This is a genomic window from Affinirhizobium capsici (genome assembly GCF_977018625.1).
The window spans coordinates 1564462-1580563 of the sequence record NZ_CDRNXD010000004.1 but is presented as its reverse complement, the minus strand read 5'-3'; the positions used below and the strand labels follow the sequence as shown (position 1 = coordinate 1580563).

The following is a 16102-nucleotide window of genomic DNA, read 5'->3' as shown; positions in this document are numbered from 1 at the left end:
GCAGGGGAGGGATCTATGATCTACACACTGCAACAGTTGGCAAACGCCATGCCCATTGCGTCTCTTTATGCGGCGCTGGCCTACGGTTATTCATTGACCTTCGCGTTGACCAAGCGGGCGGACCTCACTTATGGCGCGCTGTTCGCCTTTTCCGGCCACCTATTTTTGCTCGGTTCTCATGCCGGCTGGAACGTATTTTTACTCACATTTGCAGCCTCTCTTGGTGCTGGCGTCCTGCTCGTTCTTCTGGTTGTTCTGCCTCTCGGCATTCTGGTTGGGCGATATTTGGTGTCGCCACTTGCGGAAGTTTCGCCAAATGCGTTGACGGTGGCCTCTCTCGGTCTTCTTCTCAGCCTTATGGAAATTGCGAGATTGGTGTCAAACACGCAGGAACTGTGGTTGCCGCCATTCCTGAACAGTCCGCTCTCATTGGCTACCGGTTCGACGTTTGAGGCCAGCATCACTGAACTTCAGCTATTAATCAGCCTTGTGCTTGTTTGCGGCATTCTCGCATGTCATCTCTCGCTCAAAGGAAGCCGCTCGGGGCGAGAATGGAGGGCAGTTTCAGAAGACAGAGTTGCTGCGAGATTTTGCGGCGTCAATGTAGATGCCGTTTGTGTGCGGACCTATATCCTTTCGGCGCTCATCGCTGCCACCGGTGGAATACTCGCAACGATGCTTTACGGCACCATGGGCTTTGCCGCGGGCCTGATTTTCGGCCTTAAAGTGGTGCTGATCGCAGGCGTGGGTGGATATTTCCATCCGTTGAGATCGGCAATGGGTGCCGCCGCGATTGGTTTGCTTGAGACCTTTTGGAGCGGATTTGCTCCACTGATTTGGCGCGACGTGGCTGTGCTGGTGGTGCTTACGCTCTTCTTGGTTTGGACGCGGCAGGAAAAGTCTATCGCTTAAGCCATTTCTCTCGCGCTGCATCGTCAGCGTCCTTGGCTGCAATCCAGTCACCCTGCGAGCCATCAACCAGATGCTCCTTCTTCCAGAAAGGGGCCGCGGTTTTCAGGAAGTCCATCACAAAATTCGCGCCATCGAAGGCGGCTTGGCGGTGCGAGGCGGTAGCAATGACGAGAACGATGTTCTCACCCGGCGCGATCTTGCCGTAGCGATGGATGGCCGTGAGGCCCAAGAGCGAAAAGCGGCTGATTGCTAACTCGCCAATCCGCTGCATTTCTGCTTCTGCCATGCCGGGATAATGCTCAAGTTCCAGTGCGTTCAGGCTGCCGCCTTCGTCGCGGCAGAGTCCTGTAAAGGTAACCACCGCACCCACATCTGCCCGGCCTTGCGTAAGCTGTTCGATTTCCAGAGAGAGATCGAAATCCTCAGGCTGAACACGAATGGTGGGCTGAATAGTGCTCATTTATCCACCGGTCATCGGCGGAAAAATGCCGATTTCCCGTGCGCCAGTTATGGGTTCGTCGTGCTCGACATGTTCCTGATTGATGGCAAGGCGGATCACTTCCGGGTATTCAAGCGCTGCTTCATAACCTTCGCCCAAGGTTTTGAGGTGATTCAACAAATCGCGCCCGGTTTTTACGGTGTCCGGCAGCTCGATCTCCTCTTCCGCCTTGTCAATTCGTTCGCGAACCCAGGCGAAATAAACCAGCTTCACCATCACTCTTCATCCACCACGTGCTTGAGGCCTGCCTTGAAGTAGTCATAGCCGGTATAGATTGTCAGAAGCGCCGCAATCCACAAGAGTGCGATACCGAGGAGCGTCGTGTAGAGACCAATCTTGTCTCCAGCAGGTCCGGCCAGCAGGAAAGCGATCGATACCATCTGGATCGTTGTTTTCCACTTGGCGATCCTGGTCACTGGCACAGCGACCTTCAAAGCCGCCAGATATTCCCGCAGGCCCGAAACCAGAATTTCACGGCACAGAATGGTTATGGCTGCCCATAGCGACCAACCGGCGATCGTGCCATCAGCTGCCATCAATAGCAGTACGGAAGCAACCAGCAGCTTGTCAGCAATCGGGTCCAGCATGCGGCCAATGTTGGAGGTCTGGTTCCAGATGCGTGCCAGGTAGCCATCCAGATAGTCTGTAATGGAGGCGACGACGAAAATGCCAAGCGCTGTCCAGCGAGCAACATCTGAACTTTGCAGCTTACCTTCCACGAAGAAGCAGGCAACGACCACCGGGACAGCCACGATGCGCGCATAGGTGAGAAGATTGGGAATGTTCAGTGCGCGCGAAGCCATGGTCATCCTGTCTATTGCATCAGCCTTTAAGTGATACTTGCAGGGCAATGCGTCAACTTAAAATCTCGCAAGATGGACATCATTTCGGTGCTGATTGCATCAACCCGCCCGGTTCTCGTGGAAGTGATTGTAAATCTGTTTGGCCACAGATTCGGAGATGCCATCCACAGCCATCAAATCCGTAATGCCAGCACGAGAAACTGCCTTGGCAGTTCCGAAATGCTGCAGAAGCGCCCGTTTGCGCGAAGGTCCGATGCCGGAAATCTCATCCAGCGGGTTCTTCACCATCTCCTTTTTTCGGCGTGCGCGGTGCGAGCCGATGGCAAACCTGTGCGCCTCATCCCGCATACGCTGAACGAAATAGAGGACTGGGTCACGCGGCGGCAGTGAGAAATCGCTTTTGCCGTCGGCAAAGAAACGCTCCCGACCCGCATCGCGATCCACACCCTTTGCCACGCCGATGGCGGTCACGACATCGCGAATGCCAAGCTCATCCAAAATTTTACGCACGGCAGACATCTGACCTTGGCCGCCGTCGATGAGAATCACATCCGGCCATGCCGGGAAGCCTGCATCGAGCACATCCTCTCCGCTGGGTAGGGCGGAACGATCCGGCATGCCTTCCTCTTTTAAAAGTCGGGAGAATCGACGTGTCATGACTTCACGCATCATGCCAAAATCGTCGCCGGGGGTAATGTCAGTCGATTTGATGTTGAACTTTCGATACTGGCCCTTCACGAAACCTTCTGGTCCCGCCACCACCATGCCGCCCACGGCATTGGTGCCCATGATGTGGGAGTTATCGTAGATTTCGATGCGGCGCGGGACATAGGGCAGGGCGAAGGTTTCGGCGAAGCCTTTTAACAGGCGTTCCTGTGAAGCGGTTTCCGCCAGCTTGCGTCCATGTGCTTCACGCGCATTGGCGAGAACATGGTCAGCCAGGTCTTTCTTCTCGCCACGCTGCGGGACAAGAATGATAACCTTGTAGCCGGCCTTCTCCGAAAGCGCATCGGCCAGCAATGCCTGTTCCTCAATCATTTCAGAAAGCAGGATTTGCCGAGGAACCGGCTTGTCGTCGTAGAATTGGGCGAGAAAGGCGTTCAACACTTCCGCACCGGTCAGCTGCGGGTCGGCCTTTGGGAAATAGGCCTGATTGCCCCAATTCTGCCCTGCGCGGAAGAAGAAGACCTGAATGCAGGTGAGACCCGCCTCATGGTGAATGGCAAAAACGTCCGCCTCTTCAACGCCAGCCGGATTAATGCCCTGATGGCTCTGGACGTGCGAAAGTGCAGCCAGACGGTCCCGGTAGACTGCGGCACGCTCGAAATCGAGATCCTCGGATGCTTCCGCCATCTGTGAGGCTATGGCGGATTTCACGTTCTGGCTGCGGCCAGAGAGGAAGTCTTTCGCCTCACGCACCAACAGCCCATAATCTTCATCGCTGACCTCGTGTGTGCAAGGACCGGAACAGCGCTTGATTTGGTAAAGCAGGCAGGGCCTCGTACGCGCTTCAAAAACGCTGTCGGTGCAGGTGCGCAGCAAAAAGGCGCGTTGCAGCGAATTGATCGTGCGGCCAACGGCGCTTGCTGAAGCGAAAGGGCCGAAATAATCGCCTTTACGAGCTCTTGCGCCGCGATGCTTGTAGATGGCTGGGGCGCGATGATCGCCGGTAATCAGGATGTAAGGAAAGCTTTTATCATCTCGCAGCAGCACGTTGTAGCGCGGGCGCAAGCGCTTGATCAGATTTGCTTCCAGTAGAAGCGCCTCTGTTTCCGTGCGGGTGGTGACAAATTCCATCTGCGTGGTTTCACGCACCATCTTTGTAAGACGGTTCGAGTGCACGCGACCCTGCGCGTAATTGGACACACGTTTTTTGAGGCTGCGCGCTTTGCCCACATAGAGCACATCGCCAGTCTGATTAAACATGCGATAGACGCCAGGAGCGTTCGGCAAATGCTTCACAAATTCCGCAATCAGATCAGCCCCTTTGAGGCCGTTTTCGTTCTGCAAGCCGTGGTTCCATTCAATCCCGGCAAGCGAAGCCGCTGCGCCAGCCTCCGGCTGAATCACATCGTCTTCATCGTCATCTGATTCGTCGTAAAGAACGCCGCCCTCAGGCAGTTTCGTTCCATTCATTCAATGATCTCCGCCACATCCGGCGTTTCCCAGGCCAGATGCTGGCCACCATCCAAAGCTATCATTTGGCCCGTGATGGAGGGAGTGTCAAAAAGAAAACGGATCGTACGGCCAAATTCGTCCGGTGCCGGACCGCGTTCGAGCGGCAGGGCCGCGACTTGTTTGTCAAAATCCTCCTGCGCCTGACGCTCGCTTTTGAATGAGGGGCCGGGACCGATAGCGTTGACCCGAACGCGCGGCGCATAGGCTTGAGCGAGTGTTTGCGTGGCGGTCCAAAGGGCGGCTTTCGAGAGAGTATAGGAATAGAAATAAGGGGTGAGCTTCCACACTCGCTGATCAATGATGTTGACAATCAGGCCTTGGGTCTCCTGCGGCAATTGCCGCAACAGCGCCGCGGAGAGAATGGAGGGCGCGCGAACATGGATTCCGAAATGCTTGTCATAGATGGCCGCATCGAACCTGTCTGCGCTATCCTGCTGGAAGATGGAGGCGCAGTTGATGAGGCCGGAGATAGGACCAAGAGCGGCCGCAGCATTGTCCATCAGCGCATCAACAGCTTCTGAATCCAACAAATCTGCCTGCAGCGCGGTCGCATCATGCCCTTTCGCTTGCAGTTCGCTCGCCAGTTCCTGCGCCTCATCCAGCGAGTTGTTGGCATGGATCGCAACGCGATAACCGTGAGCGGTAAGGTCTTCACAAATTGCGCGGCCCATGCGTCGTGCGCCGCCGGTAACGAGAACACTTTTTCCGCTTTTCACGCTGTAACTGCCATGTTTGGAGGTAAGAACTGGTGCTCAATTACGAGACTATACGTGTATTTCAGTAGGATGGATTGGGCAATGTCGCTATATCTATCCAAATATCGTGTGCGCCTTTCGTGAATTGGTGGGCTACCTATTGATGTATTCACGCTTCTGTGAATAATATTCCTTAGGCCGCTGCGCTGTAAACGATTTGGTAGGGTTAACAAACCCTCTGTTGCCTTCAAGCAACATCCAGATTCAGCCATCTCGTTGCCACAATCAATTCACATTTCGGTACTTCCATTTCCTCAATTGCCCATCAAATTCGCTCTCAACGCGGCAGGGATTGCTACGTGTCGTTAATTGAAACGCACACCCCCGCCGGGCAATGAAAAGGAGAATAAGTATGCGTACTCTCATCGCAACCCTCGTAGCCTCCACCGCTGCCTTCGCTGCCGTTTCGGCACAGGCTGCTGACGCAGTGACCCAGATCCCGGAAGCTCCGGCTGCTGTTGAGACGGCTGCTCCTGTTTCCAACTGGTCCGGTTTCTACCTCGGTGGTTACGGCGCTCACGATTGGGGCAAGTTCAAGAAGGGCACCGACAATGGTAGTGCCGATGGTTGGGGTGGCGGCGTTTACGGCGGCTACAACTGGCAGAGCGGCAACATTGTTTACGGTGCTGAAGCCGACCTCGGCTACAACGACCAGAAGGCTTCCGCTGGCGCAGGCACCATTGGCGAACAGAAGCTCAACGGCTCGCTGCGTGGCCGCGTTGGTTACGACCTGAACCCCTTCATGATCTACGGTACGGCTGGTCTGGCTGCTGCCGATCACGAACTGTCGAACGCAGCTGGCTCTGACAGCAAGACAGCTCTCGGCTATACGGTTGGTGCCGGTGTTGAAACCATGGTGACGAACAACATCACCGCTCGCGTTGAATACCGTTACTCTGACTACCAGGACAAGGACTTCAACCTCGGCGGCACGACTGTTTCGCGCGGCTTCGACGACCACTCGGTCAAGGTTGGTATCGGCGTCAAGTTCTAATCTGCCGAAAGGTGGATATGAAGAAAGGGCGGGGGGAAACCTCCGCCCTTTCTCGTTTGAGTAACGTCTTGAACGATTACTTGCGATAATCGGGATATAGCTTTGCGAACTTCTCCGGCCACGCGACCAGGTTGGGGCGTCCATCTGCCCATTGCCCCGCGAAGCGGAGCTCGAGGTAGTCCAGCATGGCCGCTAAAGCGAAATGCCCGCCATGCAGCTTCTTTTCCGTTTTTGGCAGATGGCTTTCCAGATAATCCAGACCGCGCGTGACCTTCTTCCACTGACGGTCGATCCATGATTGCTCGATCTTCTCCTCGCTGCGAAAGCGGCGCTCATAGATGATGGCAAGAAGGCAATCTGTAATTCCGTCGATCAGCGCTTCCAGAACTTCGGCCTCCGTGCGCTTCTCTTCCTTCTTCGGGTAAAGCTCGCCTTCGGAGAGCCGATCGAAGAAATGCATGATGGCGAGACTATCATAGACTGGCGGTTCATCCTTGCGCAGCAGAACCGGAATTTTGCCCAGTGGGTTATTGTCGATTAGATCTGCCGGTTCCGCAGAAGTATCGACATTCACCTCCTCGACTTTCAGCCCGAGATGACGGGCGGCCATACGGCATTTGGCTGAATAGGGGGAAGCGGGAGACACAAGCAGTTTCATGGTCATTTTCCTGTCTGAACGTCCGCCTCTAGCGAACTTTTCGACCCGGGAAAGGTACGCCCGGATCATGCTGGTTGTGAGCGACTTTGGCTTATTTGGTTGGCGGAACCGTAATCCGCTTCAATCGGCATCCTCCGCGATCCACTTCCTTGCAGGCGCGGAAACCGAGGTCCTTGGTCATGCAGATGCGGACTTCCTCAAAGCGATCTTTCTCGCAGTTTACCGCAATCGAATCGGCGCTCAGGCCGGGGTTGGCGGTCGTGAACTTTTGCTCGATTTCTTCGGCGGAAAATGTGGTGGCATTGGCAGCGGAGATATCGGTCGGAAGCTTGATCTTGTTGAACGCGGCCCGGATGATTTCCAGGTAGGCCTTCTGGTTCAGGCCGGAGCAGGACCCATGCTTGCGCCACTCATGGCCGATCAAACCCATTGAAGGCATGATATCGAAATAGGCTTTGCCCAAATCGTCAGGCACGCGGCGAGGTTCCGTGGTGGCGCAATTTTGCGGATAGCCGGTTTCGTTCTGCGGCCAGAGGCCATGGACGATGAAGCCAAAATTCTTGCCTTCACCGCATTGTTCCGGGCTGTTCTTGGCACGCTTTCCATCGCAAAACGTAGGTGACCAGGAGAGGGCCAAAACATAAAAATCGAAGTCGCCGGCCTTGTCTTCGGCGCGGCTTGTGCTTGGTTGGGTGAAAAGAAATGCGGCTAGGAGGCCAATAAAGATTTTTCGTAGCATTGATCTGAAATCTCCCATTTGCGCGGAAGATGTCTCAGTCGCAGCTTGCCGGTCAAGGGGCGTGCAGGCAGCCTCGCTATTATAACTTTCAGTCTCGCTCCATGCGCTCTTCACCGCGCAGCCAAAAGGCGCGTGCAGATGCGAAACGATCCTGTGCCAGAACATCTTTCAAAACGGGCAGCAGACGGTGAAGCTCATCTTTCAGCGTGAATGGCGGGTTGACGATGATGAGTCCGGAGCCTGACAACCCGGTCGTGTCGCGCTCACTTTTAACAGATAGGTCGGCGCACAGCATTTTGGGAATGTCGAGTGCCTGCAGCTCCTCGTGAAACTGCTTGATTGGCGCACCTTTCTTCAAGGGATACCAAAGGCAGTAGGTGCCGCCCGGAAAGCGGCGATAGGCTGTGGCAAGGCCTTCCACCAGACGTTTGTATTCACCTTCGATCTCAAAGGGTGGATCGACCAGAACAATACCGCGCTTTTCTTTCGGCGGCAGATGCGCACCAAGCGAAAGCCATCCATCGAGCTCAGTCACCCGCACCTGGAAATCGCCCTCGAACACGCGCGAGAGACGGCGACAATCTTCCGGGTGCAGTTCCATCGCCGCCAGCCGGTCCTGCGGGCGAAACAGCATGCGCGAGAGCTTCGGCGAACCGGGATAGAACTTGATGCCGCCCTGCGGGTTCAATTCCCGCACAGCTGAAAGATAGGGCTCAAGAATGGCGGCGACCTGCGAATCGAGGTCCGCTTCCAGCAGTCTGCCAATGCCGTCTTGCCATTCGCCGGTCTTCTGCGCCTCTTCCGAGGAAAGATCGTAGAGACCGATACCCGCATGCGTATCGAGAACGCGGAAGGCTTTGTCCTTCTTCTGCATATAGCGGATCAACAGAGCCAGCAGTGCATGTTTGAGCACATCGGCAAAATTCCCTGCGTGATAGATATGCCGGTAGTTCATTCCAAAACCTGCTGGATCGCTTGAATTGATTTGATGCAATGCAAAAGCCGCTTTTTGAGCGGCTCCGCATGTCCTATAGGAAAGACATGAACGTTGCGACCCCGATCTTATCCAAAAATTCCATGGGCTCGGTTGCCAAGGCGACCGTATGCCCTCACGACTGTCCTTCCGCCTGCGCGCTGGAGGTGGATATCGCCGCCGATGGCCGAATTGGCCGGGTACGCGGTGCCAATGCCAACACCTACACTGCCGGTGTCATCTGCGCCAAGGTCGCCCGCTATGCCGAGCGGCTATACCACCCGGAAAGGCTTCTGGTGCCGAAGCGCCGCAAGGGTGCCAAAGGCAGCGGTGACTGGCAGGAAATCAGCTGGGAAGCAGCCCTGGATGAAATCGCAAACGCCTTTGTAAAAGCGGAAGCGGCGCATGGCAGCGAGGCGATCTGGCCTTATTTTTACGCCGGGACAATGGGGCAGGTGCAGCGCGATTCCATTGAACGCCTGCGTCACGCCAAGCGCTATTCCGGCTTCTTTGGTTCCATCTGCACCAATATGGCCTGGACAGGCTATGTGATGGGAACGGGCGCACTGCGTGGGCCCGATCCGCGTGAAATGGCAAAGTCCGATTGCGTGGTGATTTGGGGCACCAACCCGGTTTCCACGCAGGTCAATGTGATGACCCATGCCATCCGCGCCCGAAAGGAGCGCGGCGCGAAGATCGTGGTTGTCGATGTCTATGACAGCCCGACCATGAAGCAAGCGGATGTGAAAGTCATCCTGAAGCCTGGCACCGATGCGGCACTTGCCTGCGCCATCATGCACATAGCCTTTCGCGATGGTTACGCGGACCGTGAGTATATGGCGAAATTCGCTGATGACCCGATTGGGCTGGAGGCGCATCTTCTTTCCAAAACCCCGGAATGGGCAGCGGGCATTACCGGCTTGTCGGTGGAACAGATTGAGGCTTTCGCTCATTTGGTCGGCACGACGAAGAAGACGTTCTTTCGCCTCGGTTACGGTTTCACGCGCCAGCGCAATGGCACGGTAGCCATGCACGCAGCGCTCTCCATCGCCACTGTGCTGGGTTCCTGGCAGTATGAGGGCGGCGGCGCGTTTCACAATAATGGTGAATTGTTCAAGCTGGATAAGCGCGAATTGATGGGAACGGCCTATGCCGATCCTGATATTAGAATGCTCGACCAATCGCAGATTGGCCGCGTGCTGACCGGCGATGCGGTGGCGTTGCGTCATCGCGGTCCCGTAACCGCCCTGTTGATCCAGAACACCAACCCGATGAACGTCGCGCCAGAACAGCGGCTGGTGCGGCAAGGCTTTATGCGCGACGATCTGTTTACTGCGGTGCATGAGCACTTCATGACAGATACCGCGCAAGTGGCTGATATCGTTCTGCCAGCCACCATGTTCGTAGAGCATGATGACCTTTACCGGGCAGGTGGACAAAATCATATTCTGCTGGGACCGAAGCTGGTGGAGCCACCCTCGACCGTACGCACCAATCTCTTCGTCATCGAGGAACTGGCAAAGCGTCTTGGCGTGGATCACTATCCCGGCTTCGGTCTTAACGAGCGTGAGCATATCGATCGCATGTTGCTGCCGCATGGATGGCCGGGCTACGAGCAATTGCTGATCGACAAATGGGTGGATTGCCAGCCTGGCTTTGACGAATCACATTATCTGGACGGCTTCGGCTACCCTGACGGCAAGTTCCGCTTTCGCCCGGATTGGGCCAATGGCCCCTCTCCAAACAAGACGCCCGCCAGCATAGGTCCTCTTGGTCCTCATGCGGAGCTTCCACTGTTCCCGGACCAGGTGGATGTCATCGAACTGGCGGATGCACAGCATCCTTTCCGGCTCGCCACGTCACCGGCCAGAAACTTCCTGAACTCCTCCTTTGCCGAGACGAAGACCTCGCGGGAGAAAGAGGGACGCCCGGAAGTTATGATTCACCCGGACGATGCTGCACGTCTTTCTATCGGTGAAGGCGACATCGTCAGGCTTGGTAACCAGCGCGGATCGGTCCGCCTGCATGCGCGCATTGCTGACAGCGCGCGGCGCGGGGTGCTGATCGCTGAGGGCCTATGGCCGAACACCGCTCATCTGGATGGTGAAGGCATCAATGTTCTAACAGGCGCCGATCCGGTTGCGCCCTATGGCGGTGCTGCGGTTCACGACAATCGCGTATGGCTTGAAAAGGACCTGTCATGACAAAGCCAGAAGCTTTCACCGACGTGAAAGTCGATATCATTGAAGACCGTGTGCTCTCGGACAATTGGTATCACCTCAACAAGGTGACCTTCGACTATACCTCGCGCAAGGGCAAGACAGCACGTCTCTCGCGTGAGGTATATGATCGCGGCAATGGTGCGACCATTCTGCTGCATGACCCTGAGCGCGATGTCGTTGTGCTGGTTCGCCAGTTCCGCATGCCAGCCTTCAAGAATGGCTCGAACGGCTTTCTGATCGAAGCGCCGGCTGGTCTCCTGGACGGCGATCACCCCGAGGAAGCTATCCGCCGTGAGGCGATTGAAGAGACGGGTTATCAGGTCCGCGATGTTCGTTTTCTCTTCAAGAGCTACATGTCGCCCGGTGCCGTGACAGAGGTGCTGCATTTCTTCGCGGCCACCATCGATACCTCCGACCGCGTGGCAGATGGCGGCGGGCTGGATGAGGAGCATGAGGATATCGAGATCCTCGAAATTCCGCTGACGGACGCCTTGGCCATGATTGAGACGGGCGAGATTTGCGATGGTAAGACCATCATGCTGCTGCAATGGGCCGCCCTTAATCTCAAAAGCAAATCCTTATAGAGCAGGAACGCGCTGAATTCTGAAGCGTTGACCGGGTCCAAACCAAAAAGAGGACCCGATCCATGACCATGATCAAGACCCGATCCGGCAGCGAACTTTATGTGAAGGATTGGGGGCAGGGGCAGCCGGTTATCCTGTTGCACGGCTGGCCGCTCACCTCTGATACCTGGGATGATTTCGCCATGGTTGCGGCAGACAATGGCTTCCGCGCCATTTCCTATGACCGCCGTGGGTTTGGTCGCTCTGATCAGCCATGGACTGGCTATGATTACGATAGCTTGAGCGACGATCTGGCCGATGTGATTGAGGCGACAGGCGCTGAGAATGCAGCGCTCTTTGGCTTCTCCATGGGTGGTGGCGAAGTTGCTCGCTATATGTCGCGCCATGGCGGCAAGGGCATCTCCAAGGCTGCGCTGATTGCCTCCGTGGTGCCGTTTATGCTGAAGACGGACGACAATCCGAATGGTACGCCGCAGAGCAAATTTGAAGAAATGACGGAAGGCATGAAGACCGACCGTGCGCAGTTCTTCCAGTCCTTCTTCAAGAGCTTTTACGGCGTTGGTGTCTTTACCGGCTCTGTGAGCGACGCAGTGATCGACTGGTCGTTCAATCAGGCCATGATGGCGGGTTTAAAGCCGACACTGGCTTGCGCGGAAGCTTTTGCGACGACCGATTTTCGCCCTGATCTTCAGCATTTTCGTGTGCCGACGCTCATCATTCACGGAACCGGCGACGAAACAGTGCCGATTGATGCGTCCGGTCGGGCCGCTGGCCGCGCCATCGCGAATGCTCGTCTTATCGAATATGAAGGCGCGCCGCATGGGCTGTTTGCTTCGCACAAACAGCAGTTGACCGAGGATCTTCTGGAGTTCCTGCGATCCTGAATGGCTAATAACGCGACTTCTCAGGCGCTGATGATCCGCGCCTGAGCATCGTTGCAGACGGGAGCAACCGGAGCTCTCATGCCATCTTTCGGAAAGCTGCGTTCGCCGCTGGCAAGAAGCCAAAGAGCAAGCGGGTAGGTCTGGTGCTCCACCGTCAGCACGCGGGCCGCCAGCGTTTCAGCCGTATCGTCGGTTAAGACCGGCACGGCGGCCTGTGCCAGAATTGGCCCTTCGTCCATGCCCTCCGTCACAAAGTGAACGGTGCAGCCCGCAACTCGCATACCTGCATCTATTGCCCGTTGATGTGTGTGCAGACCGGGAAAGAGGGGCAGCAGGGAAGGATGGATATTGAGAATGCGGCCTTCGTAGGGACGGATGAACTCAGCCGAAAGCAGCCGCATATAGCCCGCAAGACAAACAATATCCGGCTTGCATGACGCCAGGGCATCCAGCACCGCTGCCTCGTGCTCAGCCTTCGAGGCATAATCCTTGCGCTCGATTGCAAAGGTCGGAATGCCGCGGTCTTCGGCCTTGGCAAGGCCACCCGCTGCATTTTTGTCTGAAATCACGCCAACGATTTCTGCCGGAAAATCCGACGCGGCACAGGCGTCCGCCAGCGCCAGCATGTTGGAGCCACCGCCGGAAATCAGAACGACAACGCGCTTGCGGATTGCGCTCATAGAGCAAGCGTTCCCGTGTAAACCGTGCCAGCCTCGCCCTCAGCACGGGGGATCATGCGACCAAGGGGAACCACTATTTCGCCTTCGGCGGTCAATGCCTCAGTAACGGCCTGCGCATTTTCGGCGGCGACCACGGCAATCATGCCAACGCCGCAGTTGAACGTGCGAAGCATCTCGTTGGCAACCACACCGCCGGTTTTGGCAAGCCAGGAGAATACGGGCGGAACAGGAATGCTATCGAGATCAATCTCGGCTGCCAGATGCTCCGGCAAAACGCGCGGAATGTTATCCGGGAAGCCGCCGCCGGTGATATGGGCCAGAGCCTTGATGGCATTCGTTGCGCGGATCGCCTTCAGAAGTGGCTTTACGTAGATGCGGGTTGGCGTAAGCAGCGCTTCGCCCAGGGTCTTGCCTTCAGCGAAAGGTGCGGCATCGCTCCAGCTGAGACCGGACACGCCAACGATTTTGCGCACCAGCGAGAAGCCGTTGGAATGTACGCCAGAAGAGGTAAGCCCGAGAATGACATCGCCTTCCTTCAGGTCGCCGGTCGGCAGCAACCGGCCGCGTTCGGCAGCGCCAACGGCAAAGCCTGCCAGATCGTAATCGCCGTCTGAATACATTCCCGGCATTTCCGCCGTTTCACCGCCGATCAGCGCACAGCCTGCCTGACGGCAGCCTTCCGCAATGCCCAATACAATGGCGGCACCCTGATCCGGGTTCAGCTTTCCTGTGGCAAAATAATCGAGGAAGAACAGGGGTTCGGCACCCTGCACAACGAGATCGTTGACGCACATGGCCACCAGATCGACGCCGACCGTATCATGGCGGTCCGCATCAATGGCGATCTTCAGCTTTGTGCCAACACCATCATTGGCGGCAACCAGCACCGGATCGGTGAAGCCTGCGGCTTTCAGGTCAAACAGACCGCCGAAACCGCCAATTTCGCCGTCTGCGCCGGGGCGCCGGGTGGAGCGCACGGCAGGCTTGATCTTTTCCACCATCAGGTTGCCAGCATCGATATCGACACCTGCATCGCTGTAGGTAAGGCCATTCTTGCCCGCTTCGCTCATTCCCCGTCTCCGCTTCTAACCCGGCAGGTGCCTGAACACAGACTTCGGTTCTTGCCAGAACCTGCGCAAATCCTAAAGGATCACGGCCTCGACGGGCCAAAGAGCCCAGACCGTATGATGAGGCTGGCCATGGCATGACGTGCGGCAATATGCAAGCAGAAGACGTTCGTTACCCCTGTTTTCCAAGCTGTTCAGTAGGAATAACCGGCATAAAGCTGTGCGCTTGACCTTGATGCTCTTGCCACCTATCCCAATTCAGGAAGCAGTGCAGCAAGGAACCTATTTTCATGGCCTATCACATCAGTGGAGCGAGCCTCCGGCGCTACGTCCTGTTCTGGTTTTTTGCGCTGCTTGCTTTCATCATTTTCTTGCTGGCGTTTCGCACCATCCTTTTGCCCTTCGTGGCAGGTATGGCGCTGGCTTACTTTCTTGATCCGGTGGCTGACTGGCTTGAACGGCGTGGCCTTAGCCGCTTGATGGCAACTATTGTCATTCTCATCGGCTTTGTACTGATGTTTGCAGCAGCCCTCATGATTGTCGTGCCGCTGATCATCAGCCAGTTCAGTGAGTTTGCGAAAGTTCTGCCGGATTATGTGACCAAATTGCAGGAGCTGATTGCCAGCCCTGAAAATTCCTATCTGCCACATTGGGCCGTTACGCAGATTCAGAACGCCAAGCAGAACTTCTCCAGCCTCATGTCTGAAGGCGCAGGCTTCCTCGGCAGCTTGCTGAACCAGCTGTGGAACTCCGGCAAAACGCTAGTCGATGTCATATCGCTCATGGTCGTCACGCCTGTGGTTGCCTTTTACATCCTGCTGGATTGGGACCGAATGGTCGAAAAAGTCGATAGCTGGATTCCCCGGGATCAGGTGCAGACCATCCGTCAACTGGCGCGTGAAATGGATCAGGCCGTATCCGGCTTCATTCGCGGGCAGGGGTCGCTCTGCCTTATTCTCGGTATTTATTATGCGGTTGGACTGTCGCTCGTCGGGCTCAATTTCGGCCTGCTTATCGGCTTCGTTGCGGGCATGATCAGCTTCATTCCTTACATTGGTTCCCTGGTCGGCCTCATCCTTGCCGTCGGCGTAGCCCTCATGCAGTTCTGGCCCGATTATGGCTGGATCATCGCCACCATGGCGGTGTTTTTCTCCGGGCAGTTCATTGAAGGAAACATTCTTCAGCCGAAGCTTGTTGGCTCCAGCGTTGGTTTGCATCCGGTCTGGCTCATGTTTGCGCTTCTGGCTTTCGGGGCAATGTTCGGCTTCGTTGGCCTGCTGGTGGCCGTTCCTGCCGCGGCGATGGTTGGCGTGCTTGTTCGTTTCGCTCTGACGCGCTATCTTCAAAGCGACATATATTTCGGCCATTCGACCACTCTGCCTTGGGATGACAAGGCGGAAGTGACGACCAAGGCCGTACAAGAGCCCCAAATTTCGCATGACAGAGACGCTTGAAAAAACAAAGCGTCAGCGCCCGGAGCAACTTCCCTTGGCGCTGACCCATGATGCCGCCATTGGGCGCGACGATCTTCTGGTTGCCGAGCCTGTGAGCGCGGCTGTCGCCATGATCGATGCCTGGCCAAGTTGGAACGCGCCGGTGGTAATCCTCACCGGACCGGCGGGCTGTGGAAAGACGCATCTCGCCAACATTTGGCGGGAGCGTGCATCTGCCACCGTCATTCATCCGAAGGCGGGCAGCGAATCCGCCGCCATTGCAGCTGCTGGTCCGGTTTTGTTCGAGGATGCAGATCGCGCAGGTTTTGAGGATAATGAGCTGTTCCACGTCATCAACAGCGTACGCGAAAATGGCCACACGCTGCTGATGACGGCGCGGCTTTGGCCCATGTCATGGCCGGTGACGCTGCCGGATCTTCGTTCGCGTCTGAAGGCGGCAACAGTGGTGGAGATCGGGGAGCCGGACGAGGATCTGCTGGGGCAGGTCATCATCAAGCTGTTCGCCGACCGTCAGCTCCATATCGATGACAGAATTGTCGCCTACATCGTCGCACGCATGGAGCGCTCCATGGAAGCAGCGCAAGGTGTGGTGGATAGGCTGGACCGCCTTGCGCTCGCACGCGGCACTCGCATCAGCCGTACATTGGCGGCCGAAGTGCTTGAAAGCCTGGCATCTATCGACCGGGAAGATTGACTGTCA

Annotated in this window: 17 protein-coding genes; 7 read left to right on the top strand and 10 right to left on the bottom strand. The window is 56.4% G+C overall.

Annotated features, from left to right (window positions below; all coding sequences use genetic code 11):
- Positions 1-15 precede the first annotated feature (15 nt).
- The gene (locus AC0JZ1_RS11015) at positions 16-912 is read left to right on the top strand and encodes a branched-chain amino acid ABC transporter permease (RefSeq protein WP_471882402.1); all 897 of its coding nucleotides are present in this window, start codon (positions 16-18) and stop codon (positions 910-912) included.
- Here AC0JZ1_RS11015 and AC0JZ1_RS11010 read toward each other — a convergent pair.
- From AC0JZ1_RS11010 to AC0JZ1_RS10990, 5 genes are all read right to left on the bottom strand, one after another.
- Entirely contained in the window at positions 902-1372 is a 471-nt protein-coding gene (locus AC0JZ1_RS11010; protein WP_471882401.1) for a molybdenum cofactor biosynthesis protein MoaE, read from the bottom strand. The two genes, AC0JZ1_RS11015 and AC0JZ1_RS11010, sit on opposite strands and share 11 nt — an antisense overlap.
- Positions 1373-1627, bottom strand: a complete 255-nt coding sequence (gene moaD, locus AC0JZ1_RS11005; protein ID WP_471882400.1) for a molybdopterin converting factor subunit 1 — start codon at positions 1625-1627, stop codon at positions 1373-1375. It abuts the gene before it with no gap.
- Positions 1627-2214 carry a CDP-diacylglycerol--glycerol-3-phosphate 3-phosphatidyltransferase gene (gene pgsA, locus AC0JZ1_RS11000; RefSeq protein ID WP_471882399.1) on the bottom strand — a complete coding sequence of 196 codons (588 nt, stop codon included), beginning with the start codon at positions 2212-2214 and terminating at the stop codon, positions 1627-1629. Before pgsA ends, moaD begins: the two co-directional genes overlap by 1 nt.
- Positions 2215-2313: 99 nt before the next feature.
- Complete coding sequence (gene uvrC / locus AC0JZ1_RS10995) at positions 2314-4350, bottom strand: excinuclease ABC subunit UvrC (protein WP_471882398.1); 2037 nt, start codon at positions 4348-4350, stop codon at positions 2314-2316.
- Positions 4347-5108 (bottom strand): SDR family oxidoreductase, encoded by a 762-nt coding sequence (locus AC0JZ1_RS10990; protein ID WP_471882397.1) that lies wholly within the window; start codon positions 5106-5108, stop codon positions 4347-4349. The genes uvrC and AC0JZ1_RS10990 overlap by 4 nt, the downstream gene beginning before the upstream one ends.
- A gap of 391 nt (positions 5109-5499) precedes the next feature.
- Here AC0JZ1_RS10990 and AC0JZ1_RS10985 point away from each other — a divergent pair, with 391 nt between their 5' ends.
- Positions 5500-6141, top strand: a complete 642-nt coding sequence (locus tag AC0JZ1_RS10985; RefSeq protein ID WP_471882396.1) for an outer membrane protein — start codon at positions 5500-5502, stop codon at positions 6139-6141.
- Positions 6142-6217: 76 nt separating this feature from the next.
- Here the strand turns inward: AC0JZ1_RS10985 and AC0JZ1_RS10980 are convergent, their stop codons facing one another.
- The 3 genes from AC0JZ1_RS10980 to AC0JZ1_RS10970 all read right to left on the bottom strand — a co-directional run bounded on the left by AC0JZ1_RS10980 (position 6218) and on the right by AC0JZ1_RS10970 (position 8493).
- Positions 6218-6799, bottom strand: a complete 582-nt coding sequence (locus AC0JZ1_RS10980; RefSeq protein ID WP_471882395.1) for a glutathione S-transferase family protein — start codon at positions 6797-6799, stop codon at positions 6218-6220.
- A 91-nt stretch (positions 6800-6890) separates the two neighbouring features.
- Positions 6891-7538, bottom strand: a complete 648-nt coding sequence (locus AC0JZ1_RS10975; RefSeq protein ID WP_471882394.1) for a ribonuclease T2 family protein — start codon at positions 7536-7538, stop codon at positions 6891-6893.
- A gap of 88 nt (positions 7539-7626) precedes the next feature.
- Positions 7627-8493: a 23S rRNA (adenine(2030)-N(6))-methyltransferase RlmJ gene (locus AC0JZ1_RS10970; protein ID WP_471882393.1), complete on the bottom strand. Its 867-nt coding sequence runs from the start codon at positions 8491-8493 to the stop codon at positions 7627-7629.
- 86 nt (positions 8494-8579) lie between these two features.
- Here AC0JZ1_RS10970 and AC0JZ1_RS10965 point away from each other — a divergent pair, with 86 nt between their 5' ends.
- The 3 genes from AC0JZ1_RS10965 to AC0JZ1_RS10955 all read left to right on the top strand — a co-directional run bounded on the left by AC0JZ1_RS10965 (position 8580) and on the right by AC0JZ1_RS10955 (position 12201).
- Positions 8580-10715, top strand: a complete 2136-nt coding sequence (locus tag AC0JZ1_RS10965; RefSeq protein ID WP_471882392.1) for a molybdopterin-containing oxidoreductase family protein — start codon at positions 8580-8582, stop codon at positions 10713-10715.
- On the top strand, positions 10712-11317 hold the full coding sequence (locus tag AC0JZ1_RS10960; RefSeq protein ID WP_471882391.1) for an NUDIX domain-containing protein: 606 nt from the start codon (positions 10712-10714) through the stop codon (positions 11315-11317). The genes AC0JZ1_RS10965 and AC0JZ1_RS10960 overlap by 4 nt, the downstream gene beginning before the upstream one ends.
- A gap of 62 nt (positions 11318-11379) precedes the next feature.
- Positions 11380-12201, top strand: a complete 822-nt coding sequence (locus AC0JZ1_RS10955; protein ID WP_471882390.1) for an alpha/beta fold hydrolase — start codon at positions 11380-11382, stop codon at positions 12199-12201.
- 20 nt (positions 12202-12221) lie between these two features.
- On the opposite strand, the gene purN is transcribed toward AC0JZ1_RS10955, so the two are convergent.
- Positions 12222-12881 carry a phosphoribosylglycinamide formyltransferase gene (gene purN / locus AC0JZ1_RS10950; RefSeq protein WP_471882389.1) on the bottom strand — a complete coding sequence of 220 codons (660 nt, stop codon included), beginning with the start codon at positions 12879-12881 and terminating at the stop codon, positions 12222-12224.
- On the bottom strand, positions 12878-13951 hold the full coding sequence (gene purM / locus AC0JZ1_RS10945; RefSeq protein WP_471882388.1) for a phosphoribosylformylglycinamidine cyclo-ligase: 1074 nt from the start codon (positions 13949-13951) through the stop codon (positions 12878-12880). The genes purN and purM overlap by 4 nt, the downstream gene beginning before the upstream one ends.
- 287 nt (positions 13952-14238) lie before the next feature.
- On the opposite strand from purM, the gene AC0JZ1_RS10940 reads away from it, so the two are divergent.
- Together AC0JZ1_RS10940 and hdaA are read left to right on the top strand one after the other, a co-directional pair.
- Positions 14239-15402 (top strand): AI-2E family transporter, encoded by a 1164-nt coding sequence (locus AC0JZ1_RS10940; protein WP_471882387.1) that lies wholly within the window; start codon positions 14239-14241, stop codon positions 15400-15402.
- Positions 15386-16096, top strand: coding sequence for a DnaA regulatory inactivator HdaA (gene hdaA, locus AC0JZ1_RS10935; protein WP_471882386.1), 711 nt, complete (start codon positions 15386-15388; stop codon positions 16094-16096). Before AC0JZ1_RS10940 ends, hdaA begins: the two co-directional genes overlap by 17 nt.
- Positions 16097-16102: the final 6 nt, after the last annotated feature.

What these genes read in the sequence shown, in the direction of transcription:
- AC0JZ1_RS11015 (WP_471882402.1), top strand. Translation starts at nt 16, where the DNA reads ATGATCTACACACTGCAACAGTTGGCAAACGCCATGCCCATTGCGTCT.
- AC0JZ1_RS11010 (WP_471882401.1), bottom strand. Translation starts at nt 1,372, where the DNA reads ATGAGCACTATTCAGCCCACCATTCGTGTTCAGCCTGAGGATTTCGAT.
- moaD (WP_471882400.1), bottom strand. Translation starts at nt 1,627, where the DNA reads ATGGTGAAGCTGGTTTATTTCGCCTGGGTTCGCGAACGAATTGACAAG.
- pgsA (WP_471882399.1), bottom strand. Translation starts at nt 2,214, where the DNA reads ATGGCTTCGCGCGCACTGAACATTCCCAATCTTCTCACCTATGCGCGC.
- uvrC (WP_471882398.1), bottom strand. Translation starts at nt 4,350, where the DNA reads ATGAATGGAACGAAACTGCCTGAGGGCGGCGTTCTTTACGACGAATCA.
- AC0JZ1_RS10985 (WP_471882396.1), top strand. Translation starts at nt 5,500, where the DNA reads ATGCGTACTCTCATCGCAACCCTCGTAGCCTCCACCGCTGCCTTCGCT.
- AC0JZ1_RS10980 (WP_471882395.1), bottom strand. Translation starts at nt 6,799, where the DNA reads ATGAAACTGCTTGTGTCTCCCGCTTCCCCCTATTCAGCCAAATGCCGT.
- AC0JZ1_RS10975 (WP_471882394.1), bottom strand. Translation starts at nt 7,538, where the DNA reads ATGCTACGAAAAATCTTTATTGGCCTCCTAGCCGCATTTCTTTTCACC.
- AC0JZ1_RS10970 (WP_471882393.1), bottom strand. Translation starts at nt 8,493, where the DNA reads ATGAACTACCGGCATATCTATCACGCAGGGAATTTTGCCGATGTGCTC.
- AC0JZ1_RS10965 (WP_471882392.1), top strand. Translation starts at nt 8,580, where the DNA reads ATGAACGTTGCGACCCCGATCTTATCCAAAAATTCCATGGGCTCGGTT.
- AC0JZ1_RS10960 (WP_471882391.1), top strand. Translation starts at nt 10,712, where the DNA reads ATGACAAAGCCAGAAGCTTTCACCGACGTGAAAGTCGATATCATTGAA.
- AC0JZ1_RS10955 (WP_471882390.1), top strand. Translation starts at nt 11,380, where the DNA reads ATGACCATGATCAAGACCCGATCCGGCAGCGAACTTTATGTGAAGGAT.
- purN (WP_471882389.1), bottom strand. Translation starts at nt 12,881, where the DNA reads ATGAGCGCAATCCGCAAGCGCGTTGTCGTTCTGATTTCCGGCGGTGGC.
- purM (WP_471882388.1), bottom strand. Translation starts at nt 13,951, where the DNA reads ATGAGCGAAGCGGGCAAGAATGGCCTTACCTACAGCGATGCAGGTGTC.
- AC0JZ1_RS10940 (WP_471882387.1), top strand. Translation starts at nt 14,239, where the DNA reads ATGGCCTATCACATCAGTGGAGCGAGCCTCCGGCGCTACGTCCTGTTC.
- hdaA (WP_471882386.1), top strand. Translation starts at nt 15,386, where the DNA reads ATGACAGAGACGCTTGAAAAAACAAAGCGTCAGCGCCCGGAGCAACTT.